This window comes from Streptomyces sp. NPDC059828, assembly GCF_042731955.1.
GTDB lineage: Bacteria > Actinomycetota > Actinomycetes > Streptomycetales > Streptomycetaceae > Streptomyces.
Genome location: NZ_JBHWIW010000028.1, coordinates 1 through 26627, shown reverse-complemented (window position 1 = coordinate 26627; position 26627 = coordinate 1). Strand labels below are relative to the sequence as shown.

The 26627-nt window shown below is 70.6% G+C and carries 25 protein-coding genes; 13 read left to right on the top strand and 12 right to left on the bottom strand.

Translation table 11 applies throughout. The features are described from left to right. Window positions 1-101 precede the first annotated feature (101 nt). Window positions 102-704: a DUF4291 domain-containing protein gene (locus ACFV6V_RS18380; protein WP_385565932.1), complete on the top strand. Its 603-nt coding sequence runs from the start codon at window positions 102-104 to the stop codon at window positions 702-704. Between the two features lie 2 nt (window positions 705-706). Here the strand turns inward: ACFV6V_RS18380 and ACFV6V_RS18375 are convergent, their stop codons facing one another. Next, window positions 707-1906 (bottom strand): S8 family peptidase, encoded by a 1200-nt coding sequence (locus ACFV6V_RS18375; RefSeq protein WP_385565929.1) that lies wholly within the window; start codon window positions 1904-1906, stop codon window positions 707-709. A gap of 333 nt (window positions 1907-2239) precedes the next feature. Between ACFV6V_RS18375 and ACFV6V_RS18370 the strand changes: the two genes are divergently transcribed. Together ACFV6V_RS18370 and ACFV6V_RS18365 are read left to right on the top strand one after the other, a co-directional pair. Beyond that, a complete protein-coding gene (locus ACFV6V_RS18370; RefSeq protein WP_385565927.1) occupies window positions 2240-4957 on the top strand; it encodes an alpha/beta fold hydrolase in 2718 nt (905 codons plus the stop codon). Further along, window positions 4954-5844: an ABC transporter permease gene (locus ACFV6V_RS18365; protein WP_385565924.1), complete on the top strand. Its 891-nt coding sequence runs from the start codon at window positions 4954-4956 to the stop codon at window positions 5842-5844. The genes ACFV6V_RS18370 and ACFV6V_RS18365 overlap by 4 nt, the downstream gene beginning before the upstream one ends. 51 nt (window positions 5845-5895) lie before the next feature. Here ACFV6V_RS18365 and ACFV6V_RS18360 read toward each other — a convergent pair whose 3' ends face one another. Continuing rightward, window positions 5896-6597 carry a DNA-binding response regulator gene (locus ACFV6V_RS18360; protein ID WP_385565921.1) on the bottom strand — a complete coding sequence of 234 codons (702 nt, stop codon included), beginning with the start codon at window positions 6595-6597 and terminating at the stop codon, window positions 5896-5898. Between the two features lie 545 nt (window positions 6598-7142). Between ACFV6V_RS18360 and ACFV6V_RS18355 the strand changes: the two genes are divergently transcribed. Together ACFV6V_RS18355 and ACFV6V_RS18350 are read left to right on the top strand one after the other, a co-directional pair. Next, the gene (locus tag ACFV6V_RS18355; protein WP_385565919.1) at window positions 7143-8675 is read left to right on the top strand and encodes a von Willebrand factor type A domain-containing protein; all 1533 of its coding nucleotides are present in this window, start codon (window positions 7143-7145) and stop codon (window positions 8673-8675) included. A gap of 185 nt (window positions 8676-8860) precedes the next feature. After that, entirely contained in the window at window positions 8861-9322 is a 462-nt protein-coding gene (locus ACFV6V_RS18350) for a DUF1772 domain-containing protein (RefSeq protein WP_385565916.1), read from the top strand. 88 nt (window positions 9323-9410) lie between these two features. Here ACFV6V_RS18350 and ACFV6V_RS18345 read toward each other — a convergent pair whose 3' ends face one another. After that, window positions 9411-9911: an AraC family ligand binding domain-containing protein gene (locus tag ACFV6V_RS18345; protein WP_385565913.1), complete on the bottom strand. Its 501-nt coding sequence runs from the start codon at window positions 9909-9911 to the stop codon at window positions 9411-9413. A 182-nt stretch (window positions 9912-10093) separates the two neighbouring features. Here ACFV6V_RS18345 and ACFV6V_RS18340 point away from each other — a divergent pair, with 182 nt between their 5' ends. Beyond that, a complete protein-coding gene (locus ACFV6V_RS18340; RefSeq protein WP_385565911.1) occupies window positions 10094-11764 on the top strand; it encodes a penicillin-binding transpeptidase domain-containing protein in 1671 nt (556 codons plus the stop codon). A gap of 118 nt (window positions 11765-11882) precedes the next feature. After that, window positions 11883-12338: a nuclear transport factor 2 family protein gene (locus ACFV6V_RS18335; protein ID WP_385565908.1), complete on the top strand. Its 456-nt coding sequence runs from the start codon at window positions 11883-11885 to the stop codon at window positions 12336-12338. 134 nt (window positions 12339-12472) lie between these two features. Here ACFV6V_RS18335 and ACFV6V_RS18330 read toward each other — a convergent pair whose 3' ends face one another. From ACFV6V_RS18330 to ACFV6V_RS18315, 4 genes are read right to left on the bottom strand one after another with little or no spacing between them, the layout of a single operon-like run. After that, a complete protein-coding gene (locus ACFV6V_RS18330; RefSeq protein ID WP_385565906.1) occupies window positions 12473-12697 on the bottom strand; it encodes a hypothetical protein in 225 nt (74 codons plus the stop codon). A gap of 24 nt (window positions 12698-12721) precedes the next feature. After that, complete coding sequence (locus ACFV6V_RS18325; protein WP_385565903.1) at window positions 12722-13651, bottom strand: MBL fold metallo-hydrolase; 930 nt, start codon at window positions 13649-13651, stop codon at window positions 12722-12724. Next, on the bottom strand, window positions 13648-14235 hold the full coding sequence (locus ACFV6V_RS18320; RefSeq protein WP_385565900.1) for a flavin reductase family protein: 588 nt from the start codon (window positions 14233-14235) through the stop codon (window positions 13648-13650). Before ACFV6V_RS18320 ends, ACFV6V_RS18325 begins: the two co-directional genes overlap by 4 nt. Before the next feature lie 26 nt (window positions 14236-14261). Next, window positions 14262-15047, bottom strand: coding sequence for an SDR family NAD(P)-dependent oxidoreductase (locus tag ACFV6V_RS18315; protein WP_385565898.1), 786 nt, complete (start codon window positions 15045-15047; stop codon window positions 14262-14264). Window positions 15048-15215: 168 nt separating this feature from the next. Here ACFV6V_RS18315 and ACFV6V_RS18310 point away from each other — a divergent pair, with 168 nt between their 5' ends. From ACFV6V_RS18310 to ACFV6V_RS18295, 4 genes are all read left to right on the top strand, one after another. Continuing rightward, entirely contained in the window at window positions 15216-15683 is a 468-nt protein-coding gene (locus ACFV6V_RS18310; protein WP_385565895.1) for an SRPBCC domain-containing protein, read from the top strand. Between the two features lie 353 nt (window positions 15684-16036). Further along, a complete protein-coding gene (locus tag ACFV6V_RS18305; RefSeq protein ID WP_385565893.1) occupies window positions 16037-17158 on the top strand; it encodes a hydrolase in 1122 nt (373 codons plus the stop codon). Window positions 17159-17238: 80 nt separating this feature from the next. After that, window positions 17239-18471 (top strand): cytochrome P450, encoded by a 1233-nt coding sequence (locus tag ACFV6V_RS18300; protein WP_385565890.1) that lies wholly within the window; start codon window positions 17239-17241, stop codon window positions 18469-18471. Window positions 18472-18522: 51 nt separating this feature from the next. Continuing rightward, entirely contained in the window at window positions 18523-19548 is a 1026-nt protein-coding gene (locus ACFV6V_RS18295; protein WP_385565886.1) for a zinc-binding dehydrogenase, read from the top strand. 234 nt (window positions 19549-19782) lie between these two features. On the opposite strand, the gene ACFV6V_RS18290 is transcribed toward ACFV6V_RS18295, so the two are convergent. The 5 genes from ACFV6V_RS18290 to ACFV6V_RS18270 all read right to left on the bottom strand — a co-directional run bounded on the left by ACFV6V_RS18290 (window position 19783) and on the right by ACFV6V_RS18270 (window position 23157). Beyond that, window positions 19783-20523, bottom strand: coding sequence for a VOC family protein (locus tag ACFV6V_RS18290; protein WP_385565883.1), 741 nt, complete (start codon window positions 20521-20523; stop codon window positions 19783-19785). A gap of 294 nt (window positions 20524-20817) precedes the next feature. Beyond that, entirely contained in the window at window positions 20818-21195 is a 378-nt protein-coding gene (locus ACFV6V_RS18285) for a VOC family protein (RefSeq protein ID WP_385565880.1), read from the bottom strand. 11 nt (window positions 21196-21206) lie between these two features. After that, window positions 21207-21572: a hypothetical protein gene (locus tag ACFV6V_RS18280; RefSeq protein WP_385565877.1), complete on the bottom strand. Its 366-nt coding sequence runs from the start codon at window positions 21570-21572 to the stop codon at window positions 21207-21209. Continuing rightward, complete coding sequence (locus tag ACFV6V_RS18275; protein ID WP_385565875.1) at window positions 21569-22834, bottom strand: NAD(P)/FAD-dependent oxidoreductase; 1266 nt, start codon at window positions 22832-22834, stop codon at window positions 21569-21571. Before ACFV6V_RS18275 ends, ACFV6V_RS18280 begins: the two co-directional genes overlap by 4 nt. Beyond that, window positions 22834-23157 carry a 2Fe-2S iron-sulfur cluster-binding protein gene (locus ACFV6V_RS18270; RefSeq protein WP_361279712.1) on the bottom strand — a complete coding sequence of 108 codons (324 nt, stop codon included), beginning with the start codon at window positions 23155-23157 and terminating at the stop codon, window positions 22834-22836. Before ACFV6V_RS18270 ends, ACFV6V_RS18275 begins: the two co-directional genes overlap by 1 nt. Before the next feature lie 172 nt (window positions 23158-23329). Between ACFV6V_RS18270 and ACFV6V_RS18265 the strand changes: the two genes are divergently transcribed. Continuing rightward, on the top strand, window positions 23330-24802 hold the full coding sequence (locus tag ACFV6V_RS18265) for an MFS transporter (protein WP_385565872.1): 1473 nt from the start codon (window positions 23330-23332) through the stop codon (window positions 24800-24802). A 78-nt stretch (window positions 24803-24880) separates the two neighbouring features. Next, window positions 24881-26344, top strand: coding sequence for an alpha/beta fold hydrolase (locus tag ACFV6V_RS18260; RefSeq protein ID WP_385566066.1), 1464 nt, complete (start codon window positions 24881-24883; stop codon window positions 26342-26344). Window positions 26345-26627 lie beyond the last annotated feature (283 nt).

Below are 26627 nucleotides of genomic sequence, written 5' to 3'. Positions count from 1 at the left end.
ACCCGTACCGGCCGCCTGGATGTTCAGTGGGACGCGTTCACCCTGCCGCCGGCGCCTAATCGGGGTGACCAGCGGATTTCCCGACGGTAGGTTCAACGGCCATGACCGTCCCGAAGCACCAGATCCGTGCCGTCCATACCGCGTCCACGGTCACCGTCTACCAGGCGTACGATCCGGCCATCGGCATTCCCGCGGCCCGCGACGGGCGCTTCCCGGCCGCGTGGAAGCGGGACCGGATGACGTGGATCAAGCCCTCGTTCCTGTGGATGATGTACCGCTGCGGCTGGGCGGGAAAGCCGGGCCAGCAGACGGTGCTGGCCGTCGAAATCGACCGCGAGGGCTTCGAGTGGGCGCTGCGCCACGCCTGTCTGTCGCACTACGTCTCCGGGCTGCACCCCGACAAGGCGCAGTGGAAGCGGCAGTTGGGGCAGGCTCCGTCCCGGGTCCAGTGGGATCCCGAGCGTGACCTGCGCCTTGCCCCACTGCCCTACCGCTCGCTTCAGCTGGGGCTCGGGGGTGAGGCGTCGGCGCGGTATGCGGACGAGTGGACCGTGGCCATCGAGGATGTGACGCCCCTCGCCCACGAGATCCATCGGCTGGTGCGGGCAGGGGACCTCGAGGGTGCCGGACGGCTGTTGCCCGAGGAGCTGCCCTACCCGGCGGGGGAGGAGCTCCTCGGGCATCTGGTGCGGCGCGAGGGGTGACGTCAGAACCGCGAGTGCAGCAGCCTGTTCGGTGAGCCCACGCGGGGATCGACGACCTTGCCGCTGGTCGCCGCGTTGACCAGGGCGTTCCGGACCTGGGCCGGGGTTGCCGTGGGATGGGTCGCGAGATACAGGGCGGCGACGCCCGCGGTGTGCGGGGTGGCCATCGAGGTGCCGGAGATGGTGTTGGTCGCGGTGTTGCTGTCCTTCCAGGCTGAGGTGATGTCCACACCTGGCGCGAACAGGTCCAGGCAGGTGCCGAAGTTGGAGAAGGACGCTCGCCGGTCGCGGTTGTCCGTGGCGCCCACCGTGATCGCCTCGGGGACGCGGGCGGGGGAGTAGTTGCAGGCGTTGGCCGGCAACCCGAGGAAGTTGCCGTTGCCCGCTGCGATGGCGTAGCTGACGCCTGAGGCGATGGAGCGTTTGACGGCGTCGTCGAGCGAGGGGCTGGCCGTGCCGCCCAGGCTCATGTTGGCGACTGCGGGCTTGGTGGCATGGGCGGTCACCCAGTCGACGCCTGCGATGACGCCCGCTGTCGTTCCCGAGCCTTCACAGTCCAGCACGCGGACCGCGATCAGCTTCACGTTCTTGGCGACACCGTAGGTCCTGCCGCCGACCGTGCCCGCGACATGGGTGCCGTGGCCCTGGCAGTCCTGTCCGTTGCGGCCGTCGCCGACGGTGTCCGTGCCGACGCTCGCGCGTCCGCCGAATTCGTTGTGCGAGGTGCGGATACCGGTGTCGATGACGTACGCGTTCACGTTCGACGCCGTCGTGCCGTAGCTGTAGGTGGTGGACAGCGGCAGCTCACGCTGGTCGAGGCGGTCGAGGCCCCAGGGTGCCTTCGACTGGGTCTCGCTGAGGCGGATGACGGCGTTCTGTTCGACATACGCCACGCGTGGGTCGGCAGCGAGATGGGCGGCCTTCGCCTTTGTCATGGCGGCGGAGAAGCCCTTGAGGACTGAGCTGTAGGTGCGCAGGGGAGTCACGTCATTTTCGGCGGCGAGCTCGGTGACCTGGGTGTGGCCGCTCTTGAGGACGACGATCCAGCTGTTCTGCACAGCGGTGGCAGTGGGGGCGAGACGGAGATCGCCGATCGACGCGCTCTGCGCGGTGGGGGTGACGGCGAACTGAAGGCCGGTGGTCACGGCGAGCGCGGAGAACACCGCACCCGTCCGTATGGACCGGCGGACAGGGAATCTCATCTCGTGCGCCTTTCTTTGATCGGAACACGACAAAACACCCGCTCGGCTCCGCGGATGTGCGGGACAGAGTGTCGTGCGGTGATCGGCACGCACAAGGGGTTGTTACTGGTGCGTTGGATTCAATGCCGGTGTGCCGTGCGCACTTTGGCGGACATCGCCCGACATCGCGGACGGATTGATTCCGCTTGGGTCGGCGCCGGGGCCGGAGGCAGCATTCAGGGAGGTGTACCGCGTCTGGTGTACGGGTAGGGCGCCCGGTACGACCCGAGGAGGGCGTCGAGCTCCGCCTGGGGGCAGCCGCAGGTGGGGCGTGGGTCCGCTTAGGGTTTCACCATGACGATCCGACTCCCCCGGCGGGCAGCCGAGGTCCGGCGCCAAGGGCGAGGACGAAGGCGATGGCTCGCGGGCATCGCCACCGTCGCCGTGCTCTGCGGCGGCGGAGTATGGACGGCTGTCGCCGCCGAGGATGTGCCACAGGTGCACCGCGAGGACCGGATGCTCAACATGCCGGGAGCGAGGATCGACACCTCGTACTTCACCGCGGGCGACGGTGGCGCCCGGAGGCCCGCCGTGCTGCTGGGTCATGGCTTCGGGGGAAGCAAGGACTCGGTGCGGGCCCGGGCAGAGGCGCTGGCGCGCGACGGATACGCCGTCCTGACCTGGACCGCGCGCGGCTTCGGGGCATCCACCGGGCAGATCGGACTCAACGACCCGGACCACGAGGTCAAGGACGTCTCGCGGCTGATCGACTGGCTCGCCGGACGGCCGGAGGTACGCCTGGACGCCGAGGGCGACCCACGCGTCGGCGTCACCGGAGCGTCCTACGGAGGAGCGATCTCGCTCCTCGCGGCGGGCCATGACCGCAGGGTCGACGCGATCGCCCCGGAGATCACCTACTGGAACCTCGCCGACGCACTGTTCCCGGAGGGGGTGTTCAAGAAGCTGTGGGCAGGGATGTTCTTCACCACCGGTGGGGCGGGCGCCGCCCAACAGGCTGGTGACGCCACGCCACCCCCGTCGGGCGCGGCCGCCTGTGGACGTTTCCAGCCGGTGCTGTGCGACATGTACGAGCGCGTCGCCACCTCAGGGAAACCCGACGCGGAGGCCCGCGCCCTGCTGGAGGCGCGCAGCCCGTCCGCCGTCGGTGACCGGATCAAGGTGCCCACGCTGATCGTCCAGGGGCAGTCCGACTCCCTCTTCCCGCTCGGGCATGCCGATCGGATGGCCGCGGTGATCAAGGACAACGGCGCGCCTGTCGCCGTCGACTGGATCGCGGGCGGACACGACGGCGGGGACATGGAAGCCGCACGCGTCCAGCGGCGGGTCTCCGCCTGGTTCGACCGCCATCTGAACGGCGACACCACCGCGGACACCGGGCCTGCCTTTCGTGTCAGCCGCACAGGAGGTGTTGACTCCACCGACGGCCGGGCCACCCTGCGCGGCGCCACCGCCGCCGGCTACCCCGGACTGGGCGCAGGCGGACGCCCCATCGAACTCAACGGCCGGACCCAGCCCTTCCGCAATCCGGCCGGCGCGGGACCGCCCGGTATCTCCGCGGTACCCGGCATCGCCGGCGGACTCTCCCAGCTGTCCTCCCTCGGTGCCGGACTCTCCATGGACTTCCCCGGGCAGTACGCCCGCTTCGAGTCCCGGCCGCTGAACAAGCCCCTGACCATTACCGGCTCGCCCACCGTGCGCCTCACGGTGACATCCGACAGCGGCGAGGCAGTGCTCTTCGGCAAGGTGTACGACGTCGGCCCTGACGGACGCAGCCAGGTGCTGCCCGCCCAACTCGTCGCGCCCGTGAGGATCGAGGGCGCCAGGAACGGAAAGCCCGTCGAGCTGACGCTCCCCGCGGTGGACCACGAGGTGGAGACGGGCCACCGGCTCCGCCTGGTCATCGCCGCCACCGACCTCGGCTACGCCTCACCGGCAGCCCCCGCCACCTACACCGTCTCGGTCACGGGACCACTCACCGTGCCCACCGCGCCGGGCCTCAGCACCCAACCCGCCGCGCTGCCATGGTGGGTGTGGGGGCTGCCCGTCACCGGTGCGCTCCTCGCCGCGGCGCTGCTGCTCACCGCCCGGCGCCGCACCACCGCGCCTCCACCCGACCCCGGACTCGCGGACGTCCCCCTCCAGATCACGGGGCTGACCAAGCGCTACGCGAAGTCCGCCGACCGCTATGCCGTGCGGGACCTGTCCTTCCGTGTCGAGAAGGGCCAGGTCCTCGGCCTCCTCGGCCCCAACGGCGCCGGCAAGACCACCACGCTGCGCATGCTGATGGGCCTGATCGCACCCGACGAGGGCGAAATCCGTGTCTTCGGCCACGTCATCAAGCCCGGCGCGCCCGTGCTCTCCCGCGTCGGCGCTTTCGTCGAAGGCGCCGGCTTCCTTCCTCATCTGTCCGGGCGCGACAACCTCGAGCTGTACTGGCAGGCCACTGGCCGCCCCTCCGAGGACTCACACATCGAGGAGGCGCTGGAGATCGCGGGACTCGGCGACGCCTTGGCCCGCGCTGTACGCACCTACTCGCAGGGCATGCGACAGCGCCTCGCCATCGCCCAGGCGATGCTCGGTCTGCCGGATCTGCTGATCCTGGACGAACCGACCAACGGCCTCGACCCGCCCCAGATCCGTGAGATGCGGGATGTGATGATCCGGTACGCGGCCGGGGGCCGGACCGTCATCGTCTCGAGCCATCTCCTGGCCGAGGTCGAGCAGTCGTGCACCGATCTGGTGGTCATGGATCGCGGCAGGCTTGTGCAGGCTGGTCACGTCTCGGAGATCACCGGGGCAGGGGACACCCTGCTGGTGACCACCGCGGTCGAGGTGTCCGAGCCACTGGTGGAGAAGATCGCCTCCCTCCCAGGGGTGGGCTCCGCCGTACGCACCGACGACGGTCGCGGGCTGCTGGTCCGTCTGGACGGGGCGAGCCCCGCGGCCCTCATCGCCGAACTCGTCCGGCTCGAGGTGCCGGTAAGCGGTGCCGGCCCGCACCGGCGACTGGAGGACGCGTTCCTCACGCTGATCGGAGGGGAATCCGCATGAGCACTGTGCACACCACGCGCACCGAACCGACGGGGGACACCGCCCCCGGCTACCGGGCGCGGCGCACGCTGCCGCTGCGCGTCGAGGCCGTACGGCAACTGAAGCGCAGGCGCACCCTGGTGATGGGCGCGATCCTGGCCGCCCTGCCGTTCATCCTGATCGCGGCCTTCGCCATCGGAGGTTCTCCGGACGGGGACGGCGGACGCGGTGGCAGCCGGATCAACCTCATGGACACGGCGACCGCGTCCGGTGCCAACTTCGCCGCCACATGCCTCTTTGTCTCGGCGGGATTCCTGTTGGTGGTGCCGGTGGCGCTGTTCTGCGGGGACACCGTCGCGTCCGAGGCAAGCTGGTCCTCCCTTCGCTATCTGCTCGCGGCACCGGTGCCGCGAGCGCGGCTGCTGTGGTCGAAGCTGGCTGTGGCCCTGGCCTTCAGCGCCGCAGCGATGCTGCTGCTCCCGCTCGTCGCGCTCGCGGCGGGCACGATCGCCTATGGCTGGGGGCCGCTGAAGCTGCCCACCGGAGGCTCTCTGGCCGCAGCTGACGCGCTGCCACGGATCGCTCTGGTCGTTGCCTTCATCTTTGTCTCCCAACTGGTCACAGCCGGGCTGGCGTTCTGGCTGTCGACCAGGACCGACGCGCCGCTCGGTGCGGTCGGCGGTGCGGTCGGACTGACGATCATGGGCAATGTCCTGGACGCGGTCACGGCACTTGGGTCCTGGCGTGACCTCCTTCCCGCGCACTGGCAGTTCGCTTGGGTGGATGCACTCCAGCCGCAACTGGAGTGGGGTGGGATGGTGAAAGGCGCAGCCGTGTCCCTGACCTACGCCGTGGTCCTCATCGCCCTGGCCTTCCGCGGCTTCGCCCGCAAGGACATCGTGTCCTGAGTCGTTCGGCTCCTTCCCCTCTCGCTCTCCTTCCGGCCTGGGGCGTCTTCGTCAGATCCAGCCGCGACGTGCTGCTTCCGCTCCGGCGCGGAAGCGGCTCGTGGTGCCCAGCGTGGTGAGGAGCTCTCCGACACGGCGGCTGTACGTCCGGCCCGATATGCCGAGCCGGGACGCGGCCGTCTCATCCGTGAGCCCGGCCAGCAAGGCGTCCAGCACCGGGCGAAGATGGGCGGGCATGGAGCCCTCGTCGGCGGCCTGGATCTCGTCGCCTCCTTCCCACCAGAGCTGGTGTGTGCGCACCAGCGCCTGGACGACCACGGGGTCCCGGATGAGCAGCAGCCCGTTGCAGTGCAGTCGCAGATCGAGCGGCAGCGCCGCGGCGGTGCGGTCCGCGACCACCAGCTTGAACGGGATCGAGTCCGTCACCCGTGCCTGGCCGCCCAGCTGGTCCGGCGGTGGTAGTCGAGGGAGCGCGTGACGCGGGACGACACGGCGGACGGTGGCCCGCTCCATCGCCGCTGTCACCGACGCGTGGACGCATGTGCCGGCAAGCGCACGGAACGGTTCGGGAACGCCGGGCGAGCCCGCCGGGTCGTCGAACGTGAGCAGCTCATGGCGAACGGACTGAACGAGCCCGGTGAGCGCCGCGCCTACCTCATCCAGCCCTCGGAACGGCCGGCCGAGCCCCAGCACCCCGGGCTGGACGGGCCTGCGCGCGACGGGCCGCCTTGGCCTGGTGATGACATGCGGCACGACTGGCCACCCCCGTTCCTGACGCCTTGCCACTCCATGTACTCACGCGACTGCACATCGTGACAACCCCCAGTTCAGGGGATGGCGAGTCCTTGCCATTCACTTCCGTCCGAGCCGGGCCTGCCGTCACTCTGGGTGGGCGGACGTGATCGGCGATCTGCTCGGAGAGTCAGAGCTTCAGAGATTCGGAGATTCAGCGGTTCAGAGATTCAGAGATTCAGAGATTCGAACGGTCGGAGATTCCGAGAAGGGAGAAGTCCCATGGAACGAGTGCTGCGATGGAGGGCCGGTCGCCAGGGCGGGCGGGGTGGACGCGGGCCTCCGGCGCCGTTGTTGCCGCCGTTGCCGCATTGAGATTCTTCCGCAACGCGTTCGCATGCTCCAACACGCCTTCTCGAACGTCACATTCACAGTGCTGACGATTCAGGGGGCGGAAGATGCATCTCTGCGCAAGGACGAATCAAGCAAGTGCCGCAGGGCGGGTGATCGCGCGGGCACGCGCACGGACAACCAGAGCAGCGCTCGTCGCGCTGCTGGCCGGATCCATGGTGCTGACTGGCTGCGGGACGGGCGGGCAGGCCGACCGCGCCTCACGCGGTGATGGTGCGCACCGGGCCGAGCGTGGACAGCCGGCTCCGATGCCGCCCGACGGAGGAGGGCGCGCGGCCGAGGGTGACAGCGAAAGGGGGCGTGAGGGCGAGCAAAAGGGCGAAGAGCAGGGGGATTTCGCACCTCCGGCCGACTATCTGTCCACGTTCGCGCTCGACGTGGACACGGCCTCGTACGGGTACGCCAGGCGCGCACTCGGTGAAGGGCGGTTGCCCGACCCGGCCGCCGTGCGTCCTGAGGAGTTCGTCAACAGCTTCCGTCAGGACTATCCGCGGCCAAAGGGGGACGGCTTCACCGTGACCGTGGATGGCGCTCGGATGGAGAACACGGCAGAGAAGGGAGCGGACGGAAACGGGGACTGGTCGCTGGTGCGCGTGGGGCTGGCCACTCGCACCTCCAGCCGAACCGCTGCGCGTCCTCCGGCGGCTATGACGTTCGTCGTCGACGTCTCGGGGTCGATGGCCGAACCCGGACGGCTCGACCTGGTCAAGGAATCCCTGGGACTCCTGACCGACCAACTGCGGGACGACGACTCGATCGCGCTGGTGACGTTCAGCGGAGAGGCTGAGACCCGGCTGCCGATGAGCCGGCTCGGCGGCCAGCGGGACCACATCCACCAGATCATCGACGGACTCGAACCGGGGGACTCCACCAATGTGGGCGCCGGTGTCAGCACTGGCTACGACGTCGCCGTCGAGGGGCGCAGAAAGGGGGCCAACAACCGGGTGGTGCTTCTCTCCGACGCGCTCGCCAACACCGGTGACACCGACGCCGACGCGATCCTCGAGCGGATCGACACCTCGCGCCGGGAGTACGGGATCACGCTGTTCGGCGTGGGGGTAGGCAGCGACTACGGCGACCAGCTGATGGAGCGTCTTACCAACCGGGGTGATGGACACACCACTTATGTGTCCACGCCGGCGCAGGCCAGAAAGGTGTTCGTCGACCAGCTTCCCGCCCATGCCGAGCTGCGCGCCCGGGATGCCAAGGCGCAGGTCGCGTTCGACCCCCAGACAGTGAAGGAGTTCCGACTGATCGGATACGAGAACAGGGCTGTGGCCGACGACGACTTCCGCGACGACCAGGTGGACGGAGGTGAGGTGGGCCCGGGGCACACGGTGACCGCGCTCTATGCGGTGCGGCTTCGGGAAGGAGCGAGCGGACACATAGCCACGGCCACCGTGCGCTGGCTCGACCCCCGGACCCGGGCACCCCACGAGGCGACCGGCGCGGTGGAGGCGGCGGTGCTCCAGCGCGACCTCTGGTCGTCGGAGTCGGCTCCGCGGCTGCGGGTCAGTGCCACTGCCGCGTACTTCGCCCAAGCGCTGCGGGGCGCGGAGACACCTGGTGCTCTCCGCCTGGGTGAGCTCGCCGAGCGGGCGGAGGGCCTGGCGAGGACGACGGAGGACGCGTCCGTGCAGCAGTTGGCGAAGTCGATTCGCCAGGCGGACAAGTTGACGGCCCAATGACTCGTCATGGCCGGCGTCTCGGCGCTGATGTCCGACGGCACCTGCTTCCCGTTGGCCGTCGCTGAGCGCTGACCGCTGACCAGGCGGATGGTGGCCGGGGCGCCTGCCCCGGCCACCGCTCCAGGCCCGGTCGCGCGGTGCAGGAGAGGCTGCGGGAGGGCGTTGGGGGCGCCATGATGTGCGTCATGGCCTCCTTGCTGCTCGCCCTCGCCCTCATCTCCACCGGCCTGTACGCGGGCTTCATGCTGATCTTCCAGACCGGGGTCATGCCCGCGCTGGCGAAGCTTTCGGACGAGCAGTTCGTCCCGGCCATGAGGCGGATCAACGAGGAGGTGCCGCGGTCGGTGTTCATGGCGGTCTTTGTGGCCATCATCGTGTTTCCGGTGGCGGCCCTCGCCGTGCCGGCCGAGGGCCGTTCAGCCGCTCAGACGTGGCTCCTTCTGGCGGGGGTGGTGTGCGCGTCCGTCAACCACCTGATCACGATCACCGGGAACGTCCCTCTGAACAACGCGCTCGCATCATCCGGGAGTTCACCCGACTCCGAGGTGAGGGCGGCCTTCGAGGCCAAGTGGAACCGTTTCCATACGGTCCGCACGGGGCTCAGCCTGGCGTCGTTCGTCCTCATCGTGTGGAGCTCGCTCGTGTGACCGGCCTGGACCGGCCCAGTCTGGACCCGGACCCAACCTGGTCCGGCCCGGTGTGGCTCCTGCCGGACAGGGCTCGGAAGCAGCTGGATCAGGCCGCGTCGGGAAGCCGTTCCCCGCAGCGGCTGCAGTAGCGGGCGTCCGACTCCGATGCCAGACGGCCGCATTCCCGGCAGACGCGGTCCAGCAGACAAGCGCGCTCTCCACCCTCCTCCTCCGCGCCCGTGGTCGGAGTCTGGATGGCCAGCCCCGGGCGTCGTCGATGGACGCTGAGCTGGATGAGGCCCTCGGGACCGGCGTGCAGCGCCCGGCGGCTGCCGCGGGGGAGCCACACCACCGAACCCTCGGTGAGGTCCTGCCGCATACCGTCGATGCGTAGCTGCCCGCTGCCCGCGGTGACGTACAGCATTACGTCCAGGGCTGGTTCGACGTGTTCGGCGACATGGGTGTCCGGGAGCAGCCGTACGAGATTGGCGTCCAGCTGACGTCCGCCTGCCGCGAGCCGCCACAGAGCTCCGCCCTGATCCTGGGACGCGTCCCGGCTCAGCTCGGCCAGCCGTGCGAGCACACCCGGCCCGGAAAGGGATGCCATGTGGTTCCTCCAGCGCTCAATCCCCACGCGGTCCTCTCGGGACCCCCGAAGCCAGAGAAGGGATGCTACCGCTGTCGGCCGACCCCAGGGCGGCCATCGGGGCGGTGCCCGGGCGGAAAGTCCCCGCCCGACATCGCGCGGCAGTACGGAGAGCCAGGGGACCGCGACCCTAGGATGCGCGCATGGCTCGCGGCAGCGTATACCGGGACTACTCTCCGTCAGGACGCAGGCGGTGGCGTCGATCGCGTATTGCGGTCACGGCTGTGGTGGCGCTCGCAGCCGTGGCGGGAATCGGCCACTGGGCCTACTCCACCCTGGTCGTTCATGCCGAGGATCCTCAAGTGCGCGCCGCGACCGCCCGCTTGCAGGGGTTCCTGGACGCCTGGGAGACGGGGGCTGCACGGCAGGCGGGGTCGTACACCGGCACCCCCGCCTATGCCGAGTCCCTGATCACGTCCGTCATGACGAACCTGAAGCCGTCGAAGGCGGAGTTCACGGCACGGAAGGGCCGCAAGCAGGGCAGCAGAGAGGTTCGGATTCCGTTCACCGTCGCGATGACGATCCCCGGTGCCGGTGACTACACCTGGGAGTCGAAGGCCAGGCTCCTGCTGAAGCGGGGCGAGGAATGGCAGGTGGAGTTCACCACTCCGCTGATTCACCCCCGTCTTGCCGCCGGCCAGACCCTGGCCCTGCAGACGCAGGCACGTGCCGCTGTGCTCGACACCCGCGGCGACACCCTGCGCGCGCCCTCGATCGTCGGACTGGTCGACCCGAGGAGCGGCAGGGGCGTGTCCGGCCTCGAAGCCCGCTACGACCGACAGCTCACCGGTGGAGCCGCCGGAATGAAGTCCGTCGTGATCGTGGACCGTGCCTCCGGGCGTGCCGTGAAGAGGCTCGGTAACGGCAACGGCAACGGCAACGGCGGCGGCGCCAAGGGCGGAGTGCCGGTGCGGACCACCATCGACCCGAGGATTCAGGAAGCCGCCGCCGAAGCCCTGGACGGCGTACGGAAGAACGCGGCCATCGTGGCCATCGATCCGGCGACCGGTCGCATCCTCGCCGCCGCCAACCGACCCGGTGGCATGAACCGTGCACTGGAAGGACGCTACCCACCCGGCTCCACCTTCAAGGTCGTCACCGCGGCCGCTCTGCTGAAGGCCGGCATGAGCCCGGCCGACCCCGTCGACTGCCCGGTGTTCGCCCATGTCAACGGGCAGCGGTTCGAGAACCACGACCAGTTCAGCATGCCGGGCGGTGCCACGTTCGCGGACGCGTTCGCCAGGTCCTGCAACACCTTCTTCGTCAACGCCCGCACCAAGTTGGAGAAGGCCTCGCTGCACGACACGGCGCAGGCCTTCGGAATCGGCGCCACCTGGGACGTGGGAGTGGCCACCTACGACGGCAGCGTCCCCATCGCCAGTAGCGACAACGACAAGGCCGCGGCCACCATCGGGCAGGCCCGGGTCCAGGCGTCACCCCTGGTGATGGCCTCGATCGCGGCGACCGTGAAGGATGGCACCTTCCGTCAGCCGGTGCTCGTGCCCGCCGCGGTGAAGAAGCCGCACCACGCGACGGAGCGACTCGGCCCGGCCGTTCTGTCCGCCCTGCGCACCATGATGCGCGCCACGGTCACCGAGGGCACAGCCCGGGTACTGGGGGACGTACCGGGCGAGGCGTATGCCAAGACCGGTACGGCGGAGTACGGGGACCAGACCCCTCCGCACACCCATGCCTGGATGATCGGTTACCAGGGCGGCCGGAACCTGGCCTGGGCGGTGCTCGTGGAGGACGGCGGCTCGGGGGGCGCCGATGCCGGGCCCATCGCCGCCCGGTTCCTGAAGGCGGTCGGCTGATGAGGCGAGAACCCCGGGACCTGCGGTTCCGAGCCGGTCTCCACTGGTGCTGAAGGCGCGTTCGGCAGCCTGGGCGCAGTCGCGCGGCCATGAGGGCAGCGTCTCGAGAGGAGTTGCCATGCCTCAGCCGGTCGGGACACTCCGGCACCAGGTCACCGGAGATGTCTACGCCGAGGTCCAGACCTTCTACGCCCACCAGATGCGCCGGGTCGACGCCCTCGACATCGAGGGGTTCGCGGACACCTTCACCGATGACGGAGAGGTCGTCCACGCGGGCGGCCACCGTCAGCAGGGCCGCGAGGAGATGATCGCCGGAATGAAGGCGAACCTCCCGCGCTACCAGGACATCGCGGTCCGCCACTGGTTCGACCATCTGTTGATCGAGGTCGACCAGGCGGACGCGGACCTCCTGCGCGTCTCGTACTACACCCTCGTCACCCAGACCAACCGCGAGGGCAACGTCAGCTTCCAGCCCACGTTCACCGTCGACGATGTCCTCGTCCGGGTGGATGGCAGGCTGCTGACCCGCTCGCGGGTGATCCACCGCGACGAACCGGCCGCGTCCTCAACGTGACGAAGCCGTAGAAGCAAGAGTAGAAGCAAGAGAAGCGAGAGAAGCAAGATCAACAAGAGCGGCAGAAACGGGTGAGCACCCCGTACCGAGTACCGAGGTACCGGGGTGCTCGCCCGTCTGCGCACGTCATCCAGTCAGTCGATGCCACGGCAGATATGTGGTTCGCTGCCGTCGTCGTCCGGATCACCCGCCAGCAGCAGGGGCACCCAGGCCGGCGTGGTACGGGGCGCCGGGTTCCGCGGTGGTGCCACCGTCGGCGCCAGTGTCGTCAGCGGAGGCAGCGGGGGCAGAGTGTGTCCCACCGTCAGCTCCAGCGGGGGCAGAACCTCTCGCACGGTCCGTTCCAGCAGGATCGTCATCGACGGCTCCTCTCAGCGTGTAGTTCAGGCATGGCAGGCGGGCAGTCCGCCGTGGTAGGCGACCATCTCCTTGAAGGACGCCAGTACATCGATACGCGCCCCGGGCGCGAGCCCTTCGAGCTCCGCGTACGCGCGGTGCAGATTGCCCACCAGCCGCTCGGAGTCCACGAGCCCGGCGAACGCGCCGGTGTCCGCCTCCTCGGCCGCGCGCAGCGGGCCGATGCCCCGGCGCAGACCCTCTTGCGCCAGCCGCTGGACCCAATGGAGATACGCCTCCGTCTCATCGATCAGCTCGCCGCCGCCGACCGGCCCATGGCCAGGTACCACCGTCGCGGCTCCGAGCTCCCGCAACCGCCCCAGGGCGCGCAGCGAGCCCGTGATCGACCCCATCAGGACGTACGGTGTGACGCCCGACCACACCACGTCGCCCGTGAAGAGCACCGAACGCTCCGGTATCCACACCACCACATCGTCGGGAGTGTGGGCGGGCCCCACCGAGAGCAGCTCGACACGCACATCCCCCGCGTGCACGGTGAGCGAGTCGCGGAACGTGAGTGACGGCAGGACCAGCGGGGTCTCGCCCCATTCCACGTCCGGCCACAGGCTCCGCAGCCCGAGCCCGGCCTCGGCGCTGTCGGAGCGGCAGCCCTCGTGCGCCACGATCACCGAGCGGGGGGCGAACTGCCCGTTGCCGAAGGTGTGATCACCGTGGAAGTGCGTGTTGACGACGAAGTCGACTCCGCCCGGGGCCAGCCGCTCGGTCTCCTCGCGCAGCCGCCGGGCACGTGCCTCGGTGGCCGCGGTGTCGACGAGCACACTGCGTTCCGAACCGACGACGAGACCTGCGTTGTTGAGACACCAGCCCCCGTCCGGCTGGACGAAGGCATACACCCCGTCCGCCACGGGCCGCAGGGAGGGCGGCGCCGTGGCGGACACGTCGGACACCGCTGTCATGCCGCCGCCTCCGTCGCAGCGGCGACGGGCAGGCGGGTGAAGCGTCCCTGGTGGAAGACGAGCGGATCGGAGCCGGCCTCAGCGGTGGCCAGGGCCACCACCCGGCCGATCAGCAGGGTGTGGTCCCCGGCCTCGTGCTCGGCGTCGAGTACGCACTCGAACGACGTCTCCGCCAGGGGCAGTACGGCGTTCCCGGTGATCCCCTCGACCGCGCCGAGCCTGCGCATCGCCGCCAGGCCCGCCGGGCGGTCCGGGCGGCAGAACTCCTGGGCCAGTTCCTGCTGATGGCTGCCCAGCACATTGACGGCGAAGCTGCCGGCCTCGGCGACCCGGGGGCGCATCCGGCCGTCCGCCTTGATGGAGACCAGGATCAGCAGGGGATCCAGCGATACGGAGGTGAGGCTGTTCAGGGTGATCACGCTCGTGCTGTCGCCGCTGCCCTGGGTGAGCAGGGTGACACCGGTGGGGAAGCGGCCCATGGCCGCCCGGAACGCGGCCATCTCGGGCGGTGCCAGCACGGCTGTCGCGGACGGCGAGGAGGGCGCGGACTCAGTCGGTTGGGAGAGCGGGGAAACCTTGGCCATGGTGAGGACTTCCGTCTCGGTTCGCATCAGTAGTTGCCCAGCCCGCCGCAGACATTGAGCGCCTGCGCCGTGATCGAAGCCGCCACATCGGAGATCAGATAGCCGACAAGTCCCGCCACTTCCTCCGGCGTCGAATAGCGGCCCAGCGGGATCTTCGCGTTGAACTTCTCGAGGATGTCCTCCTCGCTCACGCCGTAGTGACCGGCGTAGCCCTGGCGCACCCGCTGTGCCATCGGCGTCTCCACATAGCCGGGGCACACGGCGTTGACCGTGATACCGCTCTTGGCCAGCTCTTTGCCGACTGCCTTGGTGAAGCCGATGACGCCGTGCTTGGACGCGGAGTACGGAGCGGCCAGCTCGACGCCTTGCTTGCCCCCGGTGGAGGCGACGTTGACGATGCGGCCCCAGCCGCCGTCCCCCATCCGTCCGGTGCTCAGCACTTCGCGGGTGACACGGAAGGTGCCGTTGAGGTTGGTCTCGATCACGTCGTCCCAGAGGGAGTCCTCGATCTCGGCGGTCACTCCGCCGCCGCCGCGTCCCGCGTTGTTGACGAGGATGTCGATCCGGCCGTAGGTGTCGACGGCCGTCCGCACCGCGGTACGGATCGCTTCCGGCGAGGTGACGTCGCAGACCGTGCCGGAGACCTCGTGGCCCTCCGCCCGCAGTCGCTTCACCAGCGCGCGTATGTCTTCGTCGCCCCGGGCCACACCGAACACGGCTATGCCCTGCCCGGCCAGCAGCTCGGTCACCGCGAGGCCGATTCCGCTGGTCGCGCCGGTGACGAAGGCGACCCGTCGTGCCGTATCTGTCATCGTGCTCTCCCGTCGCTCGTCCAAGTGGACCGACCGTGGCGCCGGGGCCTTGCGCGGTTCTCGAATCCGGCTCGAGGCGGGGCCGTTCGAGTCCCGGTCGACGAGGGGTTGAGCGGCGGGCGGGAAGGTGACCGGACCGATCGATGTGACGCGAGCGAGGAGGGGTCCGTGTCGGAGCAGACGATTCCGGACGTACGGAAGTCGGTGACGGTGCCGGCATCGCCCGACGAGAGCTTCAAGATCTTCACCGAGCGACCCAAGGACTGGTGGCCCCCGTCCCATGTCCTGCTCAAGAAGGAGCGCGTGGGCCTTGCCTTCGAGGGCGGAGTGGATGGGCGCTACTACGAGTGGGATGTGGAGGGCAACGAGATCACCTGGGGCCGCATCCTGGAGTGGGAGCCGGGGCGCCGGCTGGCGATGACCTGGCGGCTCGACGGCAATTGGCAGTCGATCCCGGACGACGAGCGGGCCAGTGAGATCGAGGTGACCTTCGCTCCGGCCCCCGGTGGCGGCACCATCGTGGAGCTGGCGCACATCAAGCTGCACAAGCACGGAGCGGGTGCCGAGCGGATCTTCCAGGCACTCGACGGTCCGAGCCCGGGGGAGACCCTGGAGCGGTTCGCCAAGCTCTTCTGAGCCCGGCCGTTACCGCGGAAGGCGGCCTCGGGCCCCGGTCGACGAGGACCGGGGCCCGAGGCATGTCCGGGGAAGGTACGGCCGGTACGGCGGGACGGGGCCGGCACGGCGGACACGGCGTGCGTACGGCCGGTACGGCGCGTATGGCCGCGACGCGCACCGCAGGAACGACACGCACCGCAGGAACGACACGCACCGCAGAAACGACACGCACCGCGGGAACGACGCGCATCGCAGCAACGGCAGGGGCAGAAGCGCCCCCTAGCCGCGTTGCACCCGGTTTCGAGGTGCCCCGGGCAGGGTGAGCCACCGGACCGCGCACCGCGAAGCGTTCACCACAGGAGGTCACGAGGATGGCTGCCGTCATACAAGGGGACACCGGGCTGGCCGAGGCCGCCGACAAGCTGCGCGCCCTCGCGGCCGAGCACGCCGCCGACGCGGACAGCACCCGCCGGATCGCTCCCGAGGTCACGGAGTCGATCCGGCAGTCCGGCTTCGCCCGGCACTTCGTGGCCTCCCGCTGGGGTGGTACGGAAGGCAGCTTCGGTGAGCTGACCCGTGCCGTCGTCGCCGTCGGCGAGTCCTGCGCGGCGACCGCCTGGTGCGCCTCACTGGCCGCCTATTCGGCGCGGTTCGCCTCGCACCTGCCGGAAGAGGGGCACCGCGCCATCTGGAGCGAAAGCCCCGACACCGTGATCGCCACCGGGCTGATGCCCGCAGGACGGGCCAGGGCGGTGGACGGCGGCTGGCGGCTCAGCGGACGGTGGAGCTACGTCAGCGGGGTGGACTTCGCCGACTGGATCCTCGTCTGCGCCGCAGCCGCCACCGGTGCCGAAGGGCCGCCGCAGCTGCGCTTCTTCGCGCTGCCCCGCGGGACGTGGACGGTGCAGGAGACCTGGGACAGCGTCGGTATGCGAGCCACCGCCAGCCACACCGTGGTGCTGGAGGACGTGACCGTACCGGCGCATCTGTCCTTCGACCGCGCCGACATGCTCACCGGGCACAACGAGACCTCCGCCGCGCCCTGCCACCGGGTGCCGTTCCAGGCGGTCGGCGGGCTGACCTTCATCGCCCCCGTGGTGGGCGCGGCCACCGGTGCCCTTGCCGCCTGCGCGGGAACCATGACCGGACGGCGCCGCAACCACGCGGGTGAGCTGATCCTGGTGCGTGCGTCGGGGCGGATCGACGCCGCCCGCCACCTCGTCGACCAGAACGCCGCGGTCATCGACGAGCAGCTCTTCACACCGGAGCTGATGGCCAGGAACGAGCGCAACGCGACCTTCGCCGCCGAGCTCCTCCAGGAGGCGGCGGGCCTGCTGGTCCGCGGCGCGGGCACCGGCGGACTCGGCGAGGCACACCCCTTGCAGCGGTTCTGGCGTGACATCACCTCCGCCACGAGCCATGTCGCGCTCCAGTACGACACGGCGGCCCGCAAGAACTACTCGGCCGTGCTGCTCGGTCCCGAAGAGGAGTGACCGGCCCGAAGCCGCACCGACCAGCACCCACGCCGCCGCCCCGACCACCCACGACAGACCCCACCTCGCGGAGGTATCCGATGTCCGCCTGCCCCGTGTCCGATGTGTCGGACGTCTACCCCTTCCCCGGGTCGAGCTACCGCGGCCCCGCCCCGCGGTACGCCGACCTGCGCACCGAACAGCCCGTGGTACGCGTCCCCACCGCGGGCGGCGTCGACACCTGGCTCATCACCCGGTACGAGGACGTACGGGCACTGTCGGCCGACCCCCGCCTCAGCCGCGCGCTGGCCTGCGGGGAGGGCGCCCCGCGTATCGGCGGCACCATGCACACGACCCCCGAGATGATCATCTCCCTGGACTCGCCCGAACACTCCAGGCTGCGCAAGCTGGTGGCCGGTGCCTTCACCCTGCGCCGCGTCGAGCGGATGCGGGCCGGAGTGCAGAAGGTCGCCGACGAGCTCCTCGACGACATGATGGCCAAGGAGGGCCCGGTCGACCTGGTGCAGCAGCTCTGCCTGCCGCTGCCGCTCACGGTCATCGGCGAGCTGCTCGGCGTGCCCGCCAAGGATCTGCGGGACTTCGAGAAGTGGGCCAGGGCCTTCGCGACGGTCGACGACCGCGCGGGCGGTGAGGAGTCCCTGGCCGGGCTGGCCAAACTGAGCGAGTACATCGTCGGGTTGGTCGCCGAGAAGCGCGCCAGTCCCACGGACGACATGCTCTCCGACCTGATCGCGGCCCGCGACAACGACGACCGGCTCAGCGAGCAGGAGCTGGTGACCTTCGGCTTCACCCTGATCGGCGCCGGCTTCGACACCACCGCCAACCAGCTTGCCAATTCGGTGCTCGCGCTGATCGCCGACCACCCCGAGCAGTGGCAGTGGCTCGCCGAGGACCGCGACCGCATCCCGGTGGCCGTCGAGGAACTGCTGCGGCACGTCAACCTGTTCGCCACCGACACCTCGGGCTTCCCTCGGATCGCCGCCGACGACATCGAGGTCGGTGGGGTGACCATCCGCAAGGGCGACGCGGTGCTGCTGTGCCTGGCGTCCGCCAACCGCGACGGAGAGGTCTTCGACGACCCCGACCGGCTCGACCTGGCCCGCGCCCACAACCCCCACATCTCCTTCGGCCACGGGGTGCACTACTGCCTGGGCAAGCACCTCGGCCGGATGGAGATGGAGATCGCCATCGACGGCCTCATCCGTCGCTTCCCCGGCCTCAGGCTCGCCGTGCCGCAGGAGGAACTGCCCTGGCACACCGGCGAGATCAATCACACCCTGACCAGCCTGCCGGTGGTCTGGAAAGCCCCCTGAGGGCCTCACCGGGGCCCACAACCATCCCACCTGGTACGGAGGACAGTGATCATGACATCGGGAGCAGCGACGGCCCCGGACAAGGCCCGTGAGATACGGCTGGCCAAGCACCTGGAGGGCGACCTCACCCTCGACCACTTCGAGCTCGTCGAGGTCGAGGTCCCGCTCCCCGCCCCTGGCGAGGTCGTCGTACGGATGGACCACCTCGGCGTCGCCGCCGCGTACCAGGACCGGATGCGTGCGGACTGCCAGCTCCCGCTGCCCCCGTACCAGGTGGGCGGGCGGATCGGCGGCGGGGAGACCGGTACCGTCGTGAAGTCCAACAGCCCGGATCTCGCCGTCGGCGACCTCGTGCAGTCCATGACCGGCTGGTGCGAGTACGCCGTCGGACCCGCCCACACGTTCTTCAAACTGCCGCAGGGCGTCTTCCCCGACACCTCCTACTTCCTGTGCCAGGGGCCCACGGCGTACTACGGCATGGCCGACATCGCCCGGGTCGGCGAGGGCGACGTGGTCTTCGTCTCCGGAGCGGCCGGGGGCGTCGGCTCGCTCGCCGGGCAGATCGCCAAGCGCCGGGGCGCGGCCCGGGTCATCGGCAGCGCGGGCAGCGCGGAGAAGGTGGCGTACCTGGTGGAGGAGCTGGGCTACGACGCCGCCTTCGACTACCACGACGGGCCGGTGGTCGAGCGGCTGCGGGAGCTCGCCCCCGACGGCGTCGACGTGTTCTTCGACAACGTCGGCGGCGAGCAGTTCGAGGCCGCGATCCAGGTCGCCGCCCCGTACGCCAGGTTCGCCCTGTGCGGCGCCCTGTCCGTGCAGAACGGCGCCGGCGAGGACGGCCTGCCCCGACTTGACCTGATGACGGCGATCACCCGGCATCTGGAGCTGCGCCCGTTCGCCTGCTACCACACCCCGGAGCAGATCGGCGCCTGGGTCCAGCACTTCGCGACCTGGCTGGGCGAGGGACGGTTCGTGTTCCCGCAGACCGTGGTCGAGGGGGGCATCGAAGCGGCCCCGGAGGCGCTGATGGCGTGTCTGAAGGGCGCCTACCGGGGCAATGTGTCGATCCCCCTGTAAGGAGCGACCGCCACCTGCCCTCGGCCGGTGCGACGAGCTCGTGAACACCCCCCGGGCGTTCACGAGCTCGTCGTGCGTGTCCCGCTGGTCGAGGAACTGCCGGCAGGCTGGACGTCGTCACCGACGTTCTCACGGGGGCGGTGACCACGGAATTCCAGCAGCCCGTGAGCCGGGTGCTCAGGCCCGTCGGCCGATCTTCCCTCCCCGTGATCAGTGTGTCGTCAAGGCTCCGGGTCAGGACGGGGCGAGGACACAGAACTCGTGGCCCTCCGGGTCGGTCAGGCACGTCCACGGGACGTCGCCCTGGCCCAGGTCGAGGTCGGCGGCGCCAAGGGCGCGCAGACGGGCCACCTCCGCCGCTTTGTCGTCACCGGGGTACGGCAGCAGGTCGAGATGGACGCGGTCCGGCACGGTCTTCACGCCGGGCGTGCGGAGGAACTCGAGATACGGGCCGGCACCCTTGGCGGAGCGCAGCACCGCGTGATCGTCGGCCACCTCGTGCAGGGTCCAGTCCAGAGCCTCGTCCCAGAACCGGGCCATGGCCCGCGGATCCGCACAGTCGACCACCACCGCGGCGATCGGCCCGGTGTCCCGGTAGACCTCCCGAGGCTCCAGCACGCAGAACTCGTTGCCCTCCGGGTCGGCGAGGACCGTCCACGGCACTTCGCCCTGGCCCACGTCGGCGGGCGTCGCACCGAGAGCCTTCAGGCGCGCGACCAACTCCGCCTGATGGGCCGCGGAGGTGGTGGCGAGATCGAGGTGCACACGGTTCTTCGCCGTCGTCCTGGGTTCCGGGACGGTGATGACGTTGATACCGATGGCGACCGGGTCCGGCCAGACGAAGCCGCCGACGGGTCCGACGTAGGCGGTCACGCCGGGTCTGTAGACACTCCAGCCGAGCGCTTCCGCCCAGAACCGGCCGACCGCCGAGTCGTCAAGAGCCTTGAGGTTCACCTGAGCCGGTCGCAGTGCCATGCCGGCGATCCTATGCACCCGCTCCGCAACGACATCCGTACTGTCACCGACAGAGATCAACGCGCTCACCAGCCGTGCCGGTCAGTCCGCCGACGAGAGCGTTCAGCCCCGTCGGGTGGACTGCTCACTCGCCGTATGAAGCGCTGAGTCACCCATGAGTTCATCTGATCCGGAAACCGGGCGAGCCGGCCGAGTCGGGGCCGCCCGCGGGCGACGAGGCTGGGCCGGATCGCCGAGCTCTGAAACGCGTGTGGCGGATGGGAATTCCGGGGCGAAATTCCCGGTCGGGTTCCGTCAGTCCCGGACGAGGCAGAACGGATGGCCCGCAGGATCCGAGAAGACCCGCCAACTCCGCTTCCCGTCGCCCGCGTCGAGCAGTGTGGCGCCCCTGCCGAGCGCTTCCTCCTGAGCACGGTCCAGGTCCTCGACCGCCGGATCGAGAGGGAACCGCTGGGGACGTGCGGGGTCCGGCCACCGCGGCGGCCGGTGGTCCGCCACGCGCTGGAAAGCCAGCACCAACCCGCCCTCGGTGTGGAGTGTCGCCCAGCTGTCGTCGAGCGACCACCGGGGATCCGGCTGGTTCACCGTGCCGCCGAGCAGCGACTGGTAGAACCGGGCCAGTTCATCGGCATCGGCACAGTCCAACACCACGCACTGGAGCTTGGCGATCATGAGGCAGCGTCTCACGACGGGCGTTGCGCCGATATCCCGACCCGGGCCCGGCGGCTCGGGCCGCCCGTGTGGTCGTGCACTACCGAGGTGCCCGTGCTGCTGAAGGTGTCGCCGTTCAGCGTGGCCCGCTGCACGATGTCCACCCAGCCGGTGCACGCGCCCGAGTCGTCGAAGACCGGCTCGGCGACCCGGAAGGCGAAGGCGCCGGCACCACCCGTGGCACGCCAGCTCCCCGCGCCGCCCGACGCCAGGAACACCCGGCCGTCCACCGTGAAGTGCAGGACGCCCGGGTAGGTGCCGCTGGGCCGGGCCACCTGGACCGCCCAGGCCCCGGCCGGTGTCAGCGTGCCGGAGTCCACCGGAGGCGAGGTCCTCACGCCGCCGTCCGCGTCGCAGCCGCGTTCGCCTGCCAGGTCTTGAAGTCGAAGTCCGGCCGGGCCGCCTCGTCCGGGGACGGGCCCGGGGTGTCCGAGGCCAGCAGGCGGCGCGTGATCATGTGGTCGGCCGGGCGGTTCACCGACTCGGTGCCCACCAGTCGGTCCCCGCGGAAACAGAGCACCGAGAACCGCCGCCCGGCCGGGTCGCCGACGGTGACCGTGCGGTCATGGCCGCCGGTGATGCCCGCCATCTGGACGCGCAGGTCGTACTGCTCCGTCCAGAACCACGGGACGGCGGTGTACGGGACGGGCTCGCCGCACAGCGCGGCCGCCACGCAGCGGGCCTGGTCGGAGGCGTTCTGGACGGACTCCAGACGCAGCAGGCGCGACGTGGGAGGGGCATACGGGGTGGGGAAGCGGGCGCAGTCGCCGATGGCGTACACGGCGGGGTCGCTGGTACGCAGGGACGTGTCCACGATCACGCCGTCGCCCACGTCGAGGCCCGCGTCCGCTGCGAGGTCCACCGCGGGCAGCACACCGATGCCCACCACGACCACATCGGCGGCGATGCGCCGGCCGTCGTTCAACTCCACGACCCGGACATGGCCTTCACGGTCGCCGTCGAGGCCGGTCACCTCGGTGCCGAGCAGGATCCGTACCCCCCGCTCCGCGTGTTCGGCGGCGAGGAAGTCCGAGACGGCAGGGGTCACCGCGCGGCCCATGATCCGGGTGCCCGCCTCGACGACCGTGGTGCGGACGCCCAGTCCTGTCGCCGTGGCCGCGAGCTCCATGCCGATGAAACCGGCCCCGACGACCACCAGGTTGGCCGCCCCGGACAGTTCACGGCGCAGCACGTCCGCGTCTGCGAGGCTGCGCAGGGACAGCACACCGGCCAGGCCCGTGCCCGGGACGGGCAGCGGGCGCGGGCGGGCGCCGGTGGCCAGCACCAGGCGGTCGTAGGGAAGCGTGCGCCCGGAGGCGAGGACCACCCGGGACGCTTCCCTGTCGAGGGAGGTCACCCGGTCGCCGCTCACCCGCTCGATGTCCTGCGCGGCGTAGAAGTCCTCGGGACGCAGCTCCAGTTCGCCGGGGCCGGCCTTGCCCGCGAGATACGCCTTGGACAGCGGGGGACGCTGGTAAGGGACGGGCAACTCGTCGCCCACCAGCACGACATGGCCGTCGTAGCCCCGCGCGCGCAGGGCGGCGGCCGTGTCCGAGCCCGCCTGCCCGGCACCCACGACGACCACCTGACGCCCGGCCATCAGCTCTGCCTCTCCGGCAGGTGCACCACCAGGCCGTCGATGGCGTCCGAGACGGGAAGCTGGCAGCTGAGCCTGCTGCTCTCCCGGCGTGGGCTGGCCGTGCCGTACAGCACGTCGTCCTCGACATCGTCCATCGGCGGCAGCGGGAGGGTGTTGGCCTCGTCGATGTACACATGGCAGGTCCCGCACTGTGCGGAACCCCCGCACTGCGCCTCGATGCCGTTCACGTTGTTGAGCTTCGCGCCCCGCATGACGGTGTTGGGCTCGGGGACATCGAGCACGGTCTCGCTGCCGTCCGGATGTGTGTACCTGATCTTGGCCATGGCGCCTCCTCGTGGGATCCGTCCGCTTGTACGCCCGGTACGCCCATGCGGCACGCGACTGTGACAACGGAGGCTGGGGGGCGCCTTGAAGTCCCCTCGAACACAGGAGGAACCCGTCCCCGGTCGACCAGGGCCCGAGCGGGCGTCGATCCACCGGGCCCAGCGTCCTGGTATGACCACCGCTGAGAGCCTGCGTACATCCGATGCCGCCCCCACCGAGGCAGGCGGCGGTCGTCGCCTCCGCCTGATCCTTCTCGCATGCTGCCTGGGCCAGTTCATGAACGTGCTCGACGCCTCGGTCGTGAACGTGGCCCTGCCGTCGATCGGCGCCGAGCTGGGCTTCGCTCCCACCAGGCTGAACTGGGTGAACAACGCCTACACCATCGCCGTCTGCGGCTTCCTGCTGCTCGGCGGGCGGCTCGCCGACATCTTCGGGCAGCGCAGGGTGTTCCTCGCCGGGGTCGCCCTCTTCACCCTCGCCAGCAGCGTGGGCGGGATGGCCGACGACCCGGCGACCCTGGTGCTCGCCCGCGCCTTCCAGGGCCTCGGCGCCGCCGTCATGGCGCCCGCCACCCTCACCGTGCTCGGCACCACCTTCACCGCACCCGGCGCACGCGCCAGGGCGTTCGGGATGTGGAGCGTGGTGTCGGGCGCCGCGGGCGCGGTCGGTGTGCTGGCGGGCGGGCTGATCACCGAGTGGTTCTCCTGGCGCTGGATCCTGCTGGTGAACGTGCCCATCGGGCTGCTGCTGCTCGCCCTGGTGCGCTGGGTGGTACCCGAGACCCCCGGCCGCGGCGCCGGACGGCGCGCCCTCGACGTACCGGGCGCGGTCACCGTCACGGCCGGGCTGATGGCCCTGGCGTACGGAATCGCGGAGTCCCACACCTACGGCTGGGGTTCGGCCCGCGTGCTGGGTGCGCTCGGCACGGGCGCCGTGCTGCTGGTGCTGTTCGTGCTGGTCCAGGCGAAGTTCGCCACTTCGCCGCTCGTACCACTCGCCATCTTCCGCAACCGGTCGGTGAGCAGCGCCAACCTCGTCGCCTTCTTCAGCATCGCCGCGCTCTTCAGCACCTTCTACTTCTTCACCCTCACCCTCCAGCAGGTGCTGGGCTACAGTCCCCTGCGGACCGGGCTCAGCTATCTGCCCCTGTCGCTCGGGATCGCACTCGGCGGGTGGGGCGTCTCCCGGCTGGTGCCCCGCACCGGCCCGCGGCCCGTGCTGGTCACCGGGCTCGCCCTCGCCGCGGCCGGCCTTCTGTGGCTGTCCGGGATCGACGCGCACTCCGGCTACACCGCCGACGTACTCGGCCCGGCCCTGCTGCTCGGCTTCGGGATGGGCGGCGTACTGAACGCCACCACCAACGCCGCCACCGCCGGACTCCCGCCGCGCCAGGCCGGTTTGGCCTCGGGCCTGCTCAACACCACGCGGCAGCTCGGCAGCGCCATCGGTCTGGTGACCCTGGCGGCCGTGTCCGCCGCCCGGGCCGAGACGGCCCTCGGCGGCGGGCGGGCACTGCCGGAGGCCCTGGTCTCCGGATACGGCCTGGCCCTCGGTGGAGCTGCTGTGTTCTGCCTCGCCGGACTGCTCGCCGCGCTCGCCGTGCCCGGTCGCGTACCCTCCACACCCCACCCGGTCCGGAGCTGATCCAGGATCCAGGACCTCTCAAGGCGCTGACGAGACGCTGGCCGCCTGACGCGAATTGGAGGTTCTGCGGTGGCAACCATGCGGTCCGCGACGACACCGCCCGACGCGCTGAGCGAGTTCCGCGCCCAGCAGCCGCGGTGGACCACGAACACATCCGACGACGGCGGCGGCGGCACGGTCGAGCACACGACCATCGAGGTGCCCGCCGACTACGCCAGGCCCGGCGGGGAGCGCCTCACGATCGCCCTCAGCCGCCATCGGGCGGCCGACCCCGGGCGCCGGCGCGGGATCCTGCTGTCCGTCAACGGCGGGCCCGGTGGCGACTGGGGCCGGGGCCGGAAGCTCGCCGCCGCTTACGCGGACACCCCGGTGCACGAGGTGTACGACCTCATCGGCTTCGACCCGCGCGGCACCGGTGCGTCCACCCCGCTGCACGCCGAAGTGACGGTTCCCAGGGCGCCGTTCGACTCACGCCCCCCGGACTCCGCGTTCGATGCGCTCGCCGAGGACATGCGGCAGCGGGAGCTGGGCTGTGAGCGGGGCGGCGGCACCCTGCGCCCCCACATCAGCACCCGCAACACCGCACGCGACATGGACATCATCCGCTCCGTGCTCGGCGAGGAGCGGCTCAGCTTCGTGGGCTACGCCTACGGGGCCTACGTGGGAGCGGTGTTCGGCAGTATGTTCCCCGAGCGGCTCGACCGCAGCGTGCTCGACTCCTGCGTCAACCCCGACTGGACCTGGCGCGAGCAGTTCCTGTGGCAGGGCGACGCGGTCCAGCGGAACGTGGAGCAGTGGGCCCACTGGACCGCCGACCGGCACGGACGATTCGGGCTCGGCCGGGATGAGCGTCAGGTGCTGGCCCGGGTGGAGGAGGTCGTCGTCCGGCTCGAGAAGCTCGACGACGGCCCCCAGTTGCGCACGCTGTTCGACGGTGCCGTCGGCACCCGTGCCACCGACCGGTCCCTCTGGGCCGACCTCGGCACCCTCGTCGCGCGGCTGGCGGACGCAGGCACCGCCGGTGACGCGGAGGCGGCCCACGGGCTCCTGGCCGAGCAGGGCACCTGGCGGCCCCAGGACAACGAGGGGGAGCTGCGCACCGGAGTGCTGGAGGCCATCACCCTGGAACACGCCTGGCCCGACGACCTCGAGGTCTACTACCGGGACATGCGCGAGTTCCGTACCCGCTTCCCGTACGGCTACGGCGTGCTGCGCGCCCAGCCCTGGGTGGGCGCCTTCCGCACCTTCACGCCCGCCGAGCCGCCGACCGCCATCGCACGCGACGGCTACCCGGTGGGCCTGGTCGTCCAGGCCGACGGCGACCCGCTGGACCACTACGCGGGCGGCGTCGCCATGGCGGAGCGCCTGGGACACCATCTGATCACCGTGGCCGACTCGGGGGACCACGAGGTCTACCGTCTGCTGGGCAACCCGGAAGTGGACGCCCTGGTCGACCGCTACCTGGTGGACGGGACGCTGCCGCCGTCACGGGTGAGCGTCCCGGGCACCACACAGAGGCCGGACGTCCCGACCGACGACTAGGCCGTGTGTGAGAACTCCCGCCTGGCTCGCGGCGTCTGGCACGCACACTCGCTGCGTTGCTGAATCGTCCGAGTACGCCCCGTGCGAGGACGACCTCCCCCTGCCTCCGGCGGGGGAACCCCCACCGCCTTGCGTTGCGCGCACCAGACGCCGCGAGCCCCGCCCTCCGGGCGGACGACGCGAGTTCTCACACACAGCCCAGGGTCCTCTCCGGGGGATTTCCCGGGCCCTCGACGCCGGCTACGGCGCCTGCCGCGCACGAAGCGGGCCCCGCCCTGAAGGG

Excerpts from the sequence above, each read along its gene's own strand:
- ACFV6V_RS18380 (WP_385565932.1), top strand. The coding sequence starts at position 102 with ATGACCGTCCCGAAGCACCAGATCCGTGCCGTCCATACCGCGTCCACG.
- ACFV6V_RS18375 (WP_385565929.1), bottom strand. The coding sequence starts at position 1,906 with ATGAGATTCCCTGTCCGCCGGTCCATACGGACGGGTGCGGTGTTCTCC.
- ACFV6V_RS18370 (WP_385565927.1), top strand. The coding sequence starts at position 2,240 with ATGACGATCCGACTCCCCCGGCGGGCAGCCGAGGTCCGGCGCCAAGGG.
- ACFV6V_RS18365 (WP_385565924.1), top strand. The coding sequence starts at position 4,954 with ATGAGCACTGTGCACACCACGCGCACCGAACCGACGGGGGACACCGCC.
- ACFV6V_RS18355 (WP_385565919.1), top strand. The coding sequence starts at position 7,143 with ATGGTGCTGACTGGCTGCGGGACGGGCGGGCAGGCCGACCGCGCCTCA.
- ACFV6V_RS18350 (WP_385565916.1), top strand. The coding sequence starts at position 8,861 with ATGGCCTCCTTGCTGCTCGCCCTCGCCCTCATCTCCACCGGCCTGTAC.
- ACFV6V_RS18345 (WP_385565913.1), bottom strand. The coding sequence starts at position 9,911 with ATGGCATCCCTTTCCGGGCCGGGTGTGCTCGCACGGCTGGCCGAGCTG.
- ACFV6V_RS18340 (WP_385565911.1), top strand. The coding sequence starts at position 10,094 with ATGGCTCGCGGCAGCGTATACCGGGACTACTCTCCGTCAGGACGCAGG.
- ACFV6V_RS18335 (WP_385565908.1), top strand. The coding sequence starts at position 11,883 with ATGCCTCAGCCGGTCGGGACACTCCGGCACCAGGTCACCGGAGATGTC.
- ACFV6V_RS18330 (WP_385565906.1), bottom strand. The coding sequence starts at position 12,697 with ATGACGATCCTGCTGGAACGGACCGTGCGAGAGGTTCTGCCCCCGCTG.
- ACFV6V_RS18325 (WP_385565903.1), bottom strand. The coding sequence starts at position 13,651 with ATGACAGCGGTGTCCGACGTGTCCGCCACGGCGCCGCCCTCCCTGCGG.
- ACFV6V_RS18320 (WP_385565900.1), bottom strand. The coding sequence starts at position 14,235 with ATGGCCAAGGTTTCCCCGCTCTCCCAACCGACTGAGTCCGCGCCCTCC.
- ACFV6V_RS18315 (WP_385565898.1), bottom strand. The coding sequence starts at position 15,047 with ATGACAGATACGGCACGACGGGTCGCCTTCGTCACCGGCGCGACCAGC.
- ACFV6V_RS18305 (WP_385565893.1), top strand. The coding sequence starts at position 16,037 with ATGGCTGCCGTCATACAAGGGGACACCGGGCTGGCCGAGGCCGCCGAC.
- ACFV6V_RS18300 (WP_385565890.1), top strand. The coding sequence starts at position 17,239 with ATGTCCGCCTGCCCCGTGTCCGATGTGTCGGACGTCTACCCCTTCCCC.
- ACFV6V_RS18295 (WP_385565886.1), top strand. The coding sequence starts at position 18,523 with ATGACATCGGGAGCAGCGACGGCCCCGGACAAGGCCCGTGAGATACGG.
- ACFV6V_RS18290 (WP_385565883.1), bottom strand. The coding sequence starts at position 20,523 with ATGGCACTGCGACCGGCTCAGGTGAACCTCAAGGCTCTTGACGACTCG.
- ACFV6V_RS18285 (WP_385565880.1), bottom strand. The coding sequence starts at position 21,195 with ATGATCGCCAAGCTCCAGTGCGTGGTGTTGGACTGTGCCGATGCCGAT.
- ACFV6V_RS18275 (WP_385565875.1), bottom strand. The coding sequence starts at position 22,834 with ATGGCCGGGCGTCAGGTGGTCGTCGTGGGTGCCGGGCAGGCGGGCTCG.
- ACFV6V_RS18270 (WP_361279712.1), bottom strand. The coding sequence starts at position 23,157 with ATGGCCAAGATCAGGTACACACATCCGGACGGCAGCGAGACCGTGCTC.
- ACFV6V_RS18265 (WP_385565872.1), top strand. The coding sequence starts at position 23,330 with ATGACCACCGCTGAGAGCCTGCGTACATCCGATGCCGCCCCCACCGAG.
- ACFV6V_RS18260 (WP_385566066.1), top strand. The coding sequence starts at position 24,881 with ATGCGGTCCGCGACGACACCGCCCGACGCGCTGAGCGAGTTCCGCGCC.